General features: G+C 56.5%; 12 protein-coding genes and 1 tRNA gene. 5 read left to right on the top strand and 8 right to left on the bottom strand.

Features of this window, described 5'->3' with window-relative positions; all coding sequences use genetic code 11:
• Nucleotides 1-588: 588 nt before the first annotated feature.
• A complete protein-coding gene (ispG, locus tag ACQ4N7_RS17875) occupies nucleotides 589-1830 on the bottom strand; it encodes a (E)-4-hydroxy-3-methylbut-2-enyl-diphosphate synthase (protein ID WP_430712854.1) in 1242 nt (413 codons plus the stop codon).
• 156 nt (nucleotides 1831-1986) lie between these two features.
• Nucleotides 1987-2691 (bottom strand): MBL fold metallo-hydrolase, encoded by a 705-nt coding sequence (locus ACQ4N7_RS17880; RefSeq protein ID WP_430712855.1) that lies wholly within the window; start codon nucleotides 2689-2691, stop codon nucleotides 1987-1989.
• 187 nt (nucleotides 2692-2878) lie between these two features.
• On the opposite strand from ACQ4N7_RS17880, the gene ACQ4N7_RS17885 reads away from it, so the two are divergent.
• Together ACQ4N7_RS17885 and ACQ4N7_RS17890 are read left to right on the top strand one after the other, a co-directional pair.
• Nucleotides 2879-4351 carry a site-2 protease family protein gene (locus ACQ4N7_RS17885; protein WP_430712924.1) on the top strand — a complete coding sequence of 491 codons (1473 nt, stop codon included), beginning with the start codon at nucleotides 2879-2881 and terminating at the stop codon, nucleotides 4349-4351.
• 45 nt (nucleotides 4352-4396) lie between these two features.
• A complete protein-coding gene (locus ACQ4N7_RS17890; RefSeq protein WP_430712856.1) occupies nucleotides 4397-4786 on the top strand; it encodes a hypothetical protein in 390 nt (129 codons plus the stop codon).
• Between the two features lie 166 nt (nucleotides 4787-4952).
• Here ACQ4N7_RS17890 and ACQ4N7_RS17895 read toward each other — a convergent pair whose 3' ends face one another.
• From ACQ4N7_RS17895 to ACQ4N7_RS17905, 3 genes are all read right to left on the bottom strand, one after another.
• The gene (locus ACQ4N7_RS17895; protein WP_430712857.1) at nucleotides 4953-6344 is read right to left on the bottom strand and encodes an NCS2 family permease; all 1392 of its coding nucleotides are present in this window, start codon (nucleotides 6342-6344) and stop codon (nucleotides 4953-4955) included.
• 674 nt (nucleotides 6345-7018) lie between these two features.
• Complete coding sequence (locus tag ACQ4N7_RS17900; protein ID WP_430712858.1) at nucleotides 7019-7159, bottom strand: hypothetical protein; 141 nt, start codon at nucleotides 7157-7159, stop codon at nucleotides 7019-7021.
• A 344-nt stretch (nucleotides 7160-7503) separates the two neighbouring features.
• A tRNA-Ser gene (locus tag ACQ4N7_RS17905) sits at nucleotides 7504-7586 on the bottom strand.
• Nucleotides 7587-7862: 276 nt separating this feature from the next.
• Between ACQ4N7_RS17905 and ACQ4N7_RS17910 the strand changes: the two genes are divergently transcribed.
• Both ACQ4N7_RS17910 and ACQ4N7_RS17915 read left to right on the top strand, forming a co-directional pair.
• Nucleotides 7863-8516 (top strand): sigma-70 family RNA polymerase sigma factor, encoded by a 654-nt coding sequence (locus ACQ4N7_RS17910; RefSeq protein WP_430712859.1) that lies wholly within the window; start codon nucleotides 7863-7865, stop codon nucleotides 8514-8516.
• Between the two features lie 310 nt (nucleotides 8517-8826).
• On the top strand, nucleotides 8827-9396 hold the full coding sequence (locus ACQ4N7_RS17915) for an anti-sigma factor family protein (protein ID WP_430712860.1): 570 nt from the start codon (nucleotides 8827-8829) through the stop codon (nucleotides 9394-9396).
• Nucleotides 9397-9549: 153 nt separating this feature from the next.
• Here the strand turns inward: ACQ4N7_RS17915 and ACQ4N7_RS17920 are convergent, their stop codons facing one another.
• The 3 genes from ACQ4N7_RS17920 to ACQ4N7_RS17930 all read right to left on the bottom strand — a co-directional run bounded on the left by ACQ4N7_RS17920 (nucleotide 9550) and on the right by ACQ4N7_RS17930 (nucleotide 11249).
• Entirely contained in the window at nucleotides 9550-9768 is a 219-nt protein-coding gene (locus ACQ4N7_RS17920) for an NAD(P)H-quinone oxidoreductase subunit O (RefSeq protein WP_430712861.1), read from the bottom strand.
• Nucleotides 9769-9871: 103 nt separating this feature from the next.
• Nucleotides 9872-10720, bottom strand: coding sequence for a DNA-formamidopyrimidine glycosylase (locus ACQ4N7_RS17925; protein WP_430712862.1), 849 nt, complete (start codon nucleotides 10718-10720; stop codon nucleotides 9872-9874).
• A gap of 310 nt (nucleotides 10721-11030) precedes the next feature.
• On the bottom strand, nucleotides 11031-11249 hold the full coding sequence (locus tag ACQ4N7_RS17930; protein WP_194058471.1) for a photosystem I reaction center subunit IV: 219 nt from the start codon (nucleotides 11247-11249) through the stop codon (nucleotides 11031-11033).
• Between the two features lie 368 nt (nucleotides 11250-11617).
• Between ACQ4N7_RS17930 and ACQ4N7_RS17935 the strand changes: the two genes are divergently transcribed.
• Nucleotides 11618-12088 (top strand): phycobilisome protein, encoded by a 471-nt coding sequence (locus tag ACQ4N7_RS17935; RefSeq protein ID WP_430712863.1) that lies wholly within the window; start codon nucleotides 11618-11620, stop codon nucleotides 12086-12088.
• Nucleotides 12089-12544: the final 456 nt, after the last annotated feature.

Raw genomic sequence — 12544 nt, forward strand, 5'->3', positions numbered from 1 at the left:
TATCGAGATCCACCGATGGGGTAGTCATGACCTGCCGAAGTTCATGCGATTCAGGTGCCGAGGTTCATGCGATTCACCTGCCGAAGTTGGCGCGATTCAGGTGCCGAAGTTCGTGCGATTTTGCAAGTTCAAGCCAACAGCTTTGGCTGCATCCGTCAGGGCTGTTTGCGTGTGAACAAGCCACAGTAGATGCCAACGTCGAGACTCGACCGGGTCTTGGCTGGCACGATATCGCCCTTTGAGTTCGTCGGCTGAAAAATGAGGTTCGAGATGGAGGGGTCTAGGCATTCCTTAACCCTGTACTATTTCGGGGGTATACAGGTCGGATTTGGTATTGTTCGTTCATACAAATCGGCCACTATCAAACGCATCAACATCCTGCGCGATGCAGCGGGCACACCCGTTTGGCAGCGCAACTATTATGACCACATTGTTCGAGACGAGCGATCGCTCCAGCACATACGCCACTACATCACCACCAATCCCCTAGCCTGGGCCAACAACCAGCTGCATCCCTGCAACCCATCGAAATGGTGATAGGTGCCTCAGCCACGATGGAGGATTACTGATTTTGACAATCCCACTCCCCTACTTACTCTCCCCAGGCTCCACCCAGCGCCCGTCGGCCTTGATCAGGTTGATCAACTCCGCCACGCCCTGGTCTTCCGGCACCTTTTTAATCTCATCTCGGCCCCGGTACAGCGAGATATAGCCGGGGGTCTTACCCACGTAGCCGTAGTCGGCATCCGCCATTTCGCCAGGGCCGTTGACGATGCAGCCCATCACCGCAATATCGAGCCCGGTCAGGTGCTTGGTGGCCTCGCGCACCTCGTGCAGCACGTCTTCGAGGTTAAACAGCGTGCGACCGCAGGAGGGGCAGGCCACGTATTCCACCATGGTTTTGCGCAGCCCCAGGGCCTGCAAAATGCTGTAGCAGACCGGGATTTCCTTTTCGGGCGCTTCGGTCAGCGACACCCGAATGGTATCGCCAATACCCTGGGCCAGCAGGGTGGCGATGCCCGCCGTCGACTTGATGCGGCCATACTCGCCGTCGCCTGCTTCGGTGACGCCCAGGTGCAGGGGGTAGTCCATACCCAGCTCGTCCATACGGTGGGCCATCAGCCGATAGGCGGCCACCATCACCGGCACCCGCGACGCCTTCAGCGAAACCACCAGATTGCGAAAGTCTAGAGATTCGCAGATGCGGATGAACTCCAGGGCGCTCTCCACCATGCCTTCGGGGGTGTCGCCATAGGTAAACAGCATGCGCTCGGCCAGCGATCCGTGGTTGACGCCAATGCGCATCGACTTGCCCTGGTCGCGCAGGGAGACCACCAAAGGCTCCAGGGTTTCGCGAATTTTGCTGCCGATGTCGTCAAACTCGGTTTGGGAATAGTCGGTGCGTCCCGCCTGGGGCTTTTCAAACACGTATAGGCCGGGGTTGATGCGTACCTTATCGACGTGCTTGGCCACCTCCAGGGCGATCTTCATGCCGTTGTGGTGTACATCGGCCACCAGGGGCACCGGCTGGTAGGTGTCTTCGAGAATTTTGCGAATATCGGCCAGGGCCTTGGCGTGGGCCATGCTGGGCACCGTCACTCGCACAATTTCGCAGCCGATTTCATGCAGGCGGCGAATGGCGGCGGCAGAGCCTTTGATATCCAGCGTGTCTTCGTTGATCATCGACTGCACTACGACCGGGTGACCACCCCCAATGGTGACGCTGCCCACGGGCACCGGCCGGGTTTTGCGGCGGTGAATGGTGGTGTCGAAAGGATCAAAGGCGGGGGTAGCGGCGGTCGAGGAGACGGGGTTGGGAAGCGTTTGCATAGCCTTTGCTCAATGGTTGCCGGTGCTTGGCAGTAAAGGTTTTGGCAGTGTGTTATCTACCTCCCAGAGTGCCACAGAATGGCGGCTCAGAGATGGTAGAGCAGCAAAAATGGCCCGCTGCTGTGATCCAGACTTCATTTTGGTGAAGAAGATTGACTAGAGCAGCGGCTGTACCTGACGGAATGCCTCAATATCGATCTGCTGAAGCCGTTCGTAGGCGCGATCGATGCTGCGCTGGCCCCGCAAAAAGCCGGTGCTGGCCCCAGGGCACAGGTGGGCAAGGGATTCGGCAGAAAAGCGAGTTTTTAGCGCCTCAACCTGCTGGAGCTGACGGGGCCAGTGAAAGGTTTTGGCCAGACGCAGCGGCTCTGGTTCGCCCGTTCGGTTGGGCAGCAGGTGCCGCCCGGTAAACAGCACCCCGCCGTGGGCGCTGTAGTAGAGGCAGGCCGAGCCAGGCGAGTGGCCGGGGGTCCAGACCGCCTCTAGCTCAGGGCTAAACCTGAAGCTGCGGTGAAAGGTCGTGGTGGGGGTATCGGGCAGCAGGTAGGCCTCCTGCTCTTGAATCACCACCTCGCAGTTCAGCGCTTTGTGAATCGCGGCCGCCCGCCCAATGCTGCCTCGGTGGGTGATAAACAACCACTGCACCCCGCCGCGAGCAACCAACCACTCGCGATTGCTCTCTTCCCAGGCGGGGGCATCGATCAGCAGATTAGCCGGTTGGCCTTCGGGGGTGTTGTTTACAATAAAGTAGGCGGTGGCTCCTTGGGTATCGCGGTTGGGGGGAAACGCGTACACAGTGTCGAACACCAAGCGCGGAGCCTTAGGGCCAGGCAATGGAAGTGGGGCTGAAGCGGCTGTCATGGGTGCAGGAGAAGGGGTGAGAAACACCTTTGAAACGCCTATACTAACTGAACCCTGCCCCCACTGCTTGGGCTAGCGCCCAACAGGACTATGTTAATGGCTCTGTTTTGGGGGTCTGTTTTTGTTGAACCCTGTGCTCATAACGCAAGCTGCCCCGCCTCAATCGTTGCACTCCACTGGCTACTCGATGGTGTTTTTCTGGCTTTTTGTTCTTGGTCTGCTGACCTACGTGCTGCTTCAGCGCAGCGTTAGCCGCATCACCCGTACCCCCGTGTGGCTACTGTGGCTGGTGATGATGCTGCCGGCGTTCATTTTAACGGGCTGGGTGATCGTCAACGGCAGCGAAGAACCTGCCCCCACGGCCCTGCTGCTGGGGCTGTTTATTGTCTGCCCTATTCTGTACTGGGTGCTGATTCAAAAGGGGCGAATTGCGGTGCCGCCGAGCGCTAAACCCGAAGCCGAAGCCGGTGAGGCCAAACGAGCGATCGCACCCCCGCCCAAGCCCACCCTGCGCCCCATCGACAAAGAAGAAGAAGCGACGCTGCAGGGCTGCTTTCCGTGGTCGGTGTACTACCTGCAAAACATTGAGTACCGCCCTCAGGCAATGATCTGTCGGGGGACGCTGCGAGCCTCGCCCACTGTAGCCTACGACACCGTGCGCGACAACATTCGCCGCCACTTTGGCGATCGCTTTCTGGTTCTCTTTCAGGAGGGGTTACAGGGCAAGCCGGTGTTTGCGCTGGTGCCCAACCCCCAGACCGAAAAGGGCGATTGCAGCAGCAAAACCCTGACCCGCCCAGGGCTGGCCCTGGGGCTGCTGCTGGTTACCCTATTCACCACAACGGCGGTGGGCACCTACCTGGCCGGAGTCACCGAAGAACAGCTGCAGGCTACGCCCGCCTTAATTTTGCAGGGGCTGCCCTACGCCCTGGGCCTGCTGATTATTCTGGGCTGCCACGAAATGGGCCACTACCTGGCTGCTCGTCGGTACAAAATGCGGGTGACGCTGCCCTACTTTATTCCGGTGCCGTTTTTCTTGGGCACCCTGGGGGCCTTCATTCAAATGAAGTCGCCGGTGCCCAACCGCCGCGCCCTGTTCGATGTCGGCATTGCCGGGCCGCTCTCAGGGCTGGTGGTGGCGGTACCGCTCTTGCTGTGGGGGCTGAGCCAGTCGACGGTGGTGCCCATGCCTGAGGAAGGCTCTAGCCTGCTGAACTTTGAAGCCCTCGACCCCAAAGCCTCACTGATGCTGACGCTGCTCTCCAAGCTGGTGCTGGGGGCTAGCGTTGCAGCCGATCAGGCGATTCATCTGCACCCGATCGCGATCGCGGGCTGCCTGGGCCTGGTGGTGACCGCCCTCAACCTGATGCCCGTGGGCCAGCTCGACGGCGGCCACATTGTCCACGCCATGTACGGCCAGCGGGTGGGCAGCGTGGTGGGTCAGGTGGCCCGGTTGCTGGTGTTTGGCCTGGCCCTGGTGCATCCCGAGCTAATGATCTGGGCAATTTTGCTGTTCTTCATTCCGGCGGCCGACCAGCCTGCCCTCAACGATGTCAGCGAGCTAGACGATCGCCGCGACTTTCTGGGGCTGCTGGCCTTGACACTGTTGGTTATGATTGTGCTGCCAGCACCGGGAATTCTGACTCGGCTGCTGTATTAGCCCCAGGGCTGCCCCCAAGTTTTGGCCATTGTTTTGGTAACCGCCATGTCCCAAGACCTCACTCAGTGGATTGCGGAGGTGCGCACCCTCCAGCGGCAGCTGGCCGACACTCAAAAAGAGCGTGACCAGGCCTACAACAGCGCCGCCAACTGGCGTCGGCTCTACGAAACCGAAGCCCGCCAGCGCCGCGAAGAAACGGCTGAGTTTCAGAGCCAGCTCGAAGCCCTGCAGCAGCAGCTGAAGGCAGCCCCGGCTACCGAGGCCAGCGACCTCAGCGGGGTGAACTCGCTTCAAGACTTGCAGCAGCATCTCGATGGTCTGGTGCAGCGCTGTCAGGAGCTAACCGATCGCCTGGAGGCCGAGCGACAGGCCCACGCCCAAACCCGCCAAACCCTTACCGCTGCTCTGGGCGACACCTTTGATGCACTGAAGTAGTTGCAATCATACAGATCTGCCGTAGGGGCGTAGCATGCTACGCCCCTACGGCAGATTGAGATTATTCGTTCGGAATTTGCCCTGCGAATAGGCATTCCTTGAGTAGGGGCAAACGGTTGTTGGCCCTTGACCCTTCGGACCTAGACAACCAGGATTGGCCAAAGCCCTAGCCGCCCGCCACGAAGATATAGCGCAGCAGAAAGATCGCCGCCAAAATCCACATGCCAATCGTGGTTTGGTTGGTCTTACCCTGGAAGGCTTTGATCAGCGGAAAGGCGATCAGGCCCATGGCCAGCCCTTCAGCGATCGAAAACGCCAGCGGCATCATGAGGATGGTGAGAAAGGCCGCGATCGCATCGGCGGGTTCATCCCAATCGATATTCTTAGCGCCCGACATCATCAGCACCCCGACAATGATCAGCGCCGGAGCAGTGGCAAAGGCCGGAATGCCCTGTAGCAGCGGAATAAACAGCACCGACGCCAAAAACAGCGCCGCCGCCACCAGGGCCGTAAACCCGGTGCGCCCGCCCTCGGCCACGCCTGAGGCCGACTCAATGTAGGTGGTCACCGTTGAGGTACCCAGCACCGCCCCGGCAGTGGTACCGATCGCATCGGCCATAAAGGCTTTTTCAACCCCTGGGAAAGAGCCATCTTCTCTGATGTAGCCTGCCTTAGACCCCAACCCCGTCAGCGTACCAATAGTGTCAAACAGATCCACAAACAAGAACACGAAGATGATGCTCACCATCTCCCAGAAGTTGATGCGAAAGAGTTCGCCCAATCCCACAAAGGCTTGGCCAAACAGATCGGTGGGAGCCTGAGGCACGGCCATCAGCCCGGTCGGCCAGGGCGACACGCCAAAAATCCAGGCGAGAATGGCGGTACCCAAAATGCCCCACAGCAGCGCCCCGGTTACCCGACGGGCAAAAAGCGCCGCCGTAATGCCCAGTCCCAGCAGCGCCATAGCGGTTTGGGGCGATCGCAGGTTGCCCAGGGCCGTAAAGGTCGCCTCCGAGGGCACAATAATACCCGCGCTCTTGAGGGCAATATAGGCAATAAACAGACCAATTCCGGCGGTGGTGGCGTGTTTTACCGCATCGGGAATCGCCTCCACAATTTTGCTGCGCAGGTTGGTGATGGTCATGAGGATGAAGATAATTCCCTCGATCAGCACCGCCGCCAGGGCCACCCGCCAGTCAATTCCCAGGCCGAGCACCACCGTAAAGGCAAAATAGGCGTTGATGCCCATGCCCGGTGCCAGGGCAAAAGGCAGCTTGGCGTAGAGCGCCATAATCAGTGTAGCCAGGGCCGCAGAAAGACCTGTTGCCATCACCAGTTCCCCAAATAAGTCTCCCGACTCGTTGAGAAAGACCGCATTCGACAAAATGGCCGGGTTCACAATCAGAATGTAGGCCATCGTCACAAACGTCGTTAGCCCCGCCAGCGCCTCGGTGCGAAAGCTGGTGCGATGGGCGGCGAAATCAAAAAATTCCGCAATTTTGCTGCCAGGTCCCGAGGTCGAGGGTGCCTGAGGCAGTTGTTCAGTGGGCTGGGTCACAGTAGCACTCCTTGTGAATGGATAGATGATTGGCCGATAGAGACCCACAAGGCCAATTAGACTCAGCCCTCAGTCCACGACATCTACTCGCCTGAATCTGCTACAAACGTTACATTCCCTTATTTTTGACGCATACTGTAACGTCGCTCTGCGCCTCTAATCAGAACTATCCGAATACCTCCGAATACCAAAGTATGGCTGTTTCAGCGCGAGATCACTTGCGCCAGGGCCAGCGAGTACCCATTTCGGTAGCCGCCGACCAGCCCAGGTAAAGCACCAGCAGCGCAACGCCAATTAAAAACAAGCCAACGTCTTCAGGCATAATCTATCAGCGGTTGAGACAGGCCAAGGAGTGTTGCGATCGCATCGACTACTCCCAGAGTTTTAGTAGATTAAAACATGCGGCGATCGCACCGGTAAACTTTATCCCCGCATCTGCTTAGGCTGCTCCAGGTGCGATCGAGGGCCTAGCCTTTAAACCTGCGCGATCGCTGATGACGCAATTGCTAGTCACCCAACAATTTCTATCTCTAGAGAAACACCCTTTAACCGCGCCACCTTTAGCACGCTCAAAGGGTGTTCACTTAGCCATATCGCAGGCTACACGCCTGTCCAGCAGGCAAATTAGAACGCTGGCATAAGGGTCCAAATCGCCGCGAAGCAGGCCTCAAAGTCTACTCAGACTCCTTAGCAGCTTCAAATTCCTCCTTCTTTTGCTCCTTCTTTTCAGTTCCTTTCTCGTCAAGATTGTCAACAAATTCGCGAATGCGCTCTTCGTTCTTCTCAGCGTAGGATTTGTTCTCTTCAGTAGTCATGCTGTTAACCTCTTGATTGCACAAAATCATTAGGTTCAATCTAGTCACCCCCTCAAAAATCACCATCTACTCAATGAATGATTTGAGTTAAACCATGTTCTACCGCAAGGGAGCCTCTACAGGACTCAGCTCCTGCTGTCACTGTCTCACAGCAAGAAAGCCTTGATTAACGGCTCAAATCGCGTTTTGCAACGGCCAAAGCAGGCTAGCAACAGGGCTTAAGACCGACATTGGCCAGCGGTGTGGCGTTGGTCAACCCCGGCTCTGCTCTATATCCTCTACTCCGCTCGCTATATATAGAAACGCCAGGGGTTTGACCAGTAAGCACTGACCACAAACCAGTACGGAGAGGGTGGGATTCGAACCCACGGTGCTTGCGCACACCCGATTTCAAGTCGGGCGCATTCGACCACTCTGCCACCTCTCCAAAGGGGGATGACTGCCGCGATAGCAGCCCCTCTAATCTGTTATATCACTCCGCTGGCCCGGCTCAAAGGCTAATCTGCCTGCCTACAGGTCTACTTCCTGCCTGCTAACGGTGTGCCAGACAATTCACAGGCACAAGGCTGGTCTTCAAAGCAGGAGCTCTTCGTCACAATGGTTCACATTAATCACGCTTATCTTTGGAGCCACAGCGCCACCTGGCATTTAGCCCTCAGCGGCTTGCTGGTGGCCATGTAATGTCGGCCTACTATTAAAAGCTATGAGCCAATCCATGTTCTCGACCTGGCCTGTTTCCCTTAGTCACCCTAAGTCTGCTGTCAAGCCTGAACAGTTGACCAGCACAGAACTGGTAGCCCTTTGCCAGCAGCGGCTACGGCCAGAGCGAACCATGTTCGCCGAACTTCTGCGCCGCTACCAGAGTCATGTAGATAAGCTGCTCTACCACCTGGCTCCCGACTGGCCCGATCGAGCTGATCTGGCCCAAGAGGTTTGGATTCGGGTATACCGCAACATGCGTCGCTTGAACGACCCAGCTAAGTTTAAAGGCTGGCTGGGCCGCATAACCACCAACCTGTTCTATGACGAGCTACGGCGGCGCAAGCGCAATCGAGCCACTCTTTCCCTCGATGCCCCTCTAAACCTAGAGGATGGCACTATTGATTGGGATGTACCTGCCAACGCTCCCGGCCCTGTAGACACTATGATGACGCGGGAGTTTTACGACCAGCTGCATCGCGCTATTGCCGATTTGCCCGAGGTGTTTCGCACCACTATTGTACTGCGGGAGATCCAGGGGCTCTCCTATGAGGAGATTGCTGATTTGACTGAGGTATCGCTGGGTACCGTCAAGTCTCGCATTGCCCGTGCTCGTCAGCGCTTGCAAACTGAGCTACAGCCCTATTTAGGCGACTAGATCCACCTGCAACCGTCACTTCGCAGGGTGCTCTGCCAATTCCTATATGACGTGCAATTTGGTGAGAAGACCTGTTTTGAGGTCATGCCCAAATTGCGCTTCTAGAAAAGTCTGTAAACCTCTACCTATTGATTTATGTTTTACCGATTAGAAATACTCCCGAGAGGTTACCGATTTTAGGGTGTTGGCATTATGATCAGTACCGGCAGCAAAAATACCTGAATCGGCTTTTAGTCAATCAGGGGGCGTATAGGGCCCGATTTCTGCCTTGGTCGTTGTTTAGTTGCTTATTTCAGGTGTTGTTTTTGGTATGACTACCTTTCCTTACACGCCTAATCAGGTTCAGCCGTCGCCCTCTCAGGGAGGTAGCTCGGATGGGCCTCTGACCTTAGCTGCGTCTTGTTGTCACGACTTAGATGCTACTAAGCGCGATCGCTTCGAGCTGCTGAGCGCTTACCTTGATGGTGAAGTCACCCCTGAGGAGCGCCAGCAGGTAATGCGCTGGATTCAGCATGACGACGGTACCCGCCGCCTTTACAATCGTTTGCTAGCTTTGCGTCAGGGCTTACGCAGCCAAAGTGCCCCTCCAGATTGCAGTGCAGAAGCAACCCTGGTGGGTGTATTTCGATGTCTCAACCACCGTCTTAAGCTAGCTACTATGGCTAGCGCTGGAGTAGCCGCTATTGGCGTCATCAACCTTTTGTCTGGGGCTGGAATTGGTACTCCGGCTTGGCGAATGGCTACCGTTGCCCAGCCTGAAGCCCTAGAGATTGCTCTTGACAAGCCCGCTTTTCCCATTCCCGAAGCCTCGGCGGTCATGCCTACTGACCTTACTACTCCTCTCGAAGCCGGTGGCCTACCCATTGACTCTGAACTTTAAGACAATCATTTGAAGCCTCAGCTTTAGCTGCACCTCAAATAAGCAAAGCGCCTCGCTATTTGAAAGGTAGTGAGGCGCTTTGCGTTGGAATCACCCCTGTAGAGGGGCAAGTATGGTTGAACTTAGCTATACGTTAGGCGGCAGCGACAGGGTCTAAACCTTCTCTAGCTGGTCGAGGCGCAGCCAGACGTTGGGGGTCGGGACTATTCCAAACTTAACCAGAGCATAGTCATCGCTGGTTTCTAAAATTTCGCCTTTGGTTTCAAAAAGGTAGGGCGGAAACCGGGTATCGCTGGCGGTGGCCTCCAGGCTGTTTTCGAGTTTTTCGCGGACGGCCCGCACCAGATCGCCTCGCTTCAACGCTGCTGCCATAGATCTACTTGCTATCAACCTCAGCTTTACTGTACACGAAATTGCGCTGCAGCTGCTTTGCTCCTCGCTGAAACTGACGCCCTAGCGTCGATTGGCCTATTCCCTATCGCTGGCACTGGGGGCAGTAGTGGGCCGATCGCCCCGCTAGCTTGAGGCGGCAGATAGGAGTAGCACAGACTCGGCAGGGCTCGCCGTCGCGATCGTAGACCCAGGCAACCCCGCCGTAGTTGCCGTTAATGCCGTAGATGTCGCGGTAGTCGCTAAAGGTGGTGCCCCCCGACTCGATGCTGGTAGTCAGCACCTTGCGAATGGCGCTGTGCAGGCGCTGCAGGCGCTGAGAGCTAATGCGATCGCTGGGGGTAAGCGGGCGCAGACCGCTTAAAAACAGGGCTTCATCAGCGTAGATGTTGCCGATGCCCGCCACCAAAGCCTGGTCAAGCAGCGCATTTTTGATTGGGCGACGGCTGCGGGCCAGACGCTGGCGCAGGTAGGCCACCGAAAAACTGTCGTCAAAGGGTTCTGGACCCAGAGTGCACAGCCCCGTCATGATGCTTTCTGGGGCAACTCCAGGGGGCACCCACCAGAGACGGCCAAAGGTACGCTGGTCAACATAGCGCAACTCGTGGTTTTCGCTCAGCCACAGCCGCACCCGGCAGTGAGTCTGCACCGGAGTTTTAGGGTCGAGCCACAGCAGTTGACCGGTCATGCGCAGGTGCACCCCCAGGTAGCCGCCTGGGCTACCGTCAGCCTGAGTTAGCTGCCCCAGCAGATATTTTCCGCGACGATGCCAGTCGCTCAGGGTAGAGCCAATCAGGCCCTTCAAAAAAGCAGTCTCGTCGGCAGGGTGCGCGATCGCTCTGGAGAGCAGCACCTGCCCGCCCTCTAGCCGATGGCCGGGCGTTACCCGCGCCAGCCCCCGCCGCACAGTTTCAACTTCAGGTAGTTCTGGCACAGCCTAGCTCTGGGCCTCTGCCCCCCGTTACGGTGTATCTTTGCACTATAGCAACGCCCACCGAGAAGAGCGTAGACCAGAAACCTGATCTCCGAGCATCAGCTTGATTAGAACGCTGACGCACCTGGTAACATCCCAGCCTTGCGCTCTTTAGCGATCAGCTTACGTTTTTAGCGATCGAACTAACGCAGTAGGTAGACAGCAAAGGCCCGTGCCGAAGCACAGGCCTTGCAGTTTGTAAGCCGTAGTCAAACTGGTGGGCCAAAAACCCGGCAATCCGGGTCAGTAGCTCAACCCTGGGGTTAACCGCCTAAGAAGCAGCTTTTTTAGCCGCCTTGGGGGCCTCAACTTCCTGGAGCTCAGACAGCGCAAAGTTGTTAGTGTTAATACCAGCGTAATTTACCTTGTCAAAGCGCACTACCGCGGGGTACTTAATGCCGCTTTGGTCAATGGTGGCAACGGTACCAACTTCACGAAACCAGTAGGACTCTTTGCGGAGAATACGAACTTGAGAACCACGTTGAACCATGAACAATGCCCTCTTGAAAAATCAATATTAATGGCAGCTTGACCCCAACAAACCTTAGCTTAGGCTAATCACAGAAAGCCTGGGGCTAAGCTTGGATAGGGGTTATTCCATGTCCACCAGATTACTACGAGTCCTTAGGTCTCACCGCCACAGGAGGTTTAAGTTTTATTGCAAGCCGAAAAGCGGATCCAGCTTCACCCAAAGTAGTTCTGAGGTCACTAGCACAGCCATCAGAGACAGCAATCGGTGGGGGCAACGGCAAGTCAAATGCTTGCCGATCGCAGGTTAATTTTTTCGTCTAGAGTTTTGTTTACACTTCGCAACATTCGGGTACTCTAACATTACCTACCTCAGGAGACTTACCTAGCGTGCTTACCAACGTTGAGGCTCTGGTTCAGGCTACCGATGGCCGCTACGCCTCCGACCAGGAGCTAATGTTCTTTCAAACCTACTTATCCACGGTCGGCACCCGGCTGCGGGCTTACCAAAAAATTCAGGCTGCCGAACCGCAGATCGTCGCGCAGGTAATGACTCGGCTAAAAGCTCAAACACCTGACCTGTTTCAGGTTAATGGCCAAGATTTGGCCGCCAAGTGGCAGCGAGATACGGTGCGTGTCTTGCGCTATAGCGCCACTGCCCTGCTGCTAGATGACCCCGAGCGGTTCAAAGAAACGCTGCTGAGCTGGTTTCAGACCATTATGCGAGCCTTTGGCGCTCAGGAGAGCTGCGACCTCACCTACGCCGCTATGCAGGCCGTAATACCCCAATACCTCAACGCTGAAGAACTCAAGCTGTTTTTGCCCATCCTGGAGCTAAGCCGAGTCACCCTTGGCCGCTGAGATCTGTGATGCCCAATCCAAATCGCAGAACCCCGATTTCAGGCAGGCAGCTTGCGTAGGAGCATAGGCGTAGCTAAGCCAACAGCTTTACGGTGTTTGCCCAAACCAATCGGGGGTTAGCTACGGCAAATTCAGCTATGAGAACGTATCTAGAATTTTAAGCAGGCTAGAAGCAGCTAGGCAGGCTGGGGTAAGCAGCTAAGTAAGGCCAGCCAATAAGATATTACCGGCATCGCCCAGGCAACCTGTTTGGTTCCCTGGGCGATTTGTCTTGCAAGAATTACTACGTTTTGTATCGACTAAGTCAACTGACACACAGTCTAAACCCCTCTGTCTTCTACTATTTGGGCCATGGTGCAGCGTGAACCTAGAGTGCGATCGCCTCGCCGTGGTCAATTCTGCACCGGCCTGGGCACATTACATCTATCGCTGAAAACAGTCTTACAAGGCTTGTTC

Source organism: Nodosilinea sp. AN01ver1, assembly GCF_050565655.1.
Classification (GTDB): domain Bacteria; phylum Cyanobacteriota; class Cyanobacteriia; order Phormidesmidales; family Phormidesmidaceae; genus Nodosilinea.

Coding starts and splice junctions, on each gene's coding strand:
- ACQ4N7_RS17930 (WP_194058471.1), bottom strand. CDS start 11,249: ATGGTTCAACGTGGTTCTCAAGTTCGTATTCTCCGCAAAGAGTCCTAC.
- ACQ4N7_RS17915 (WP_430712860.1), top strand. CDS start 8,827: ATGACTACCTTTCCTTACACGCCTAATCAGGTTCAGCCGTCGCCCTCT.
- ACQ4N7_RS17920 (WP_430712861.1), bottom strand. CDS start 9,768: ATGGCAGCAGCGTTGAAGCGAGGCGATCTGGTGCGGGCCGTCCGCGAA.
- ACQ4N7_RS17900 (WP_430712858.1), bottom strand. CDS start 7,159: ATGACTACTGAAGAGAACAAATCCTACGCTGAGAAGAACGAAGAGCGC.
- ACQ4N7_RS17885 (WP_430712924.1), top strand. CDS start 2,879: ATGGTGTTTTTCTGGCTTTTTGTTCTTGGTCTGCTGACCTACGTGCTG.
- ACQ4N7_RS17890 (WP_430712856.1), top strand. CDS start 4,397: ATGTCCCAAGACCTCACTCAGTGGATTGCGGAGGTGCGCACCCTCCAG.
- ispG (WP_430712854.1), bottom strand. CDS start 1,830: ATGCAAACGCTTCCCAACCCCGTCTCCTCGACCGCCGCTACCCCCGCC.
- ACQ4N7_RS17880 (WP_430712855.1), bottom strand. CDS start 2,691: ATGACAGCCGCTTCAGCCCCACTTCCATTGCCTGGCCCTAAGGCTCCG.
- ACQ4N7_RS17910 (WP_430712859.1), top strand. CDS start 7,863: ATGAGCCAATCCATGTTCTCGACCTGGCCTGTTTCCCTTAGTCACCCT.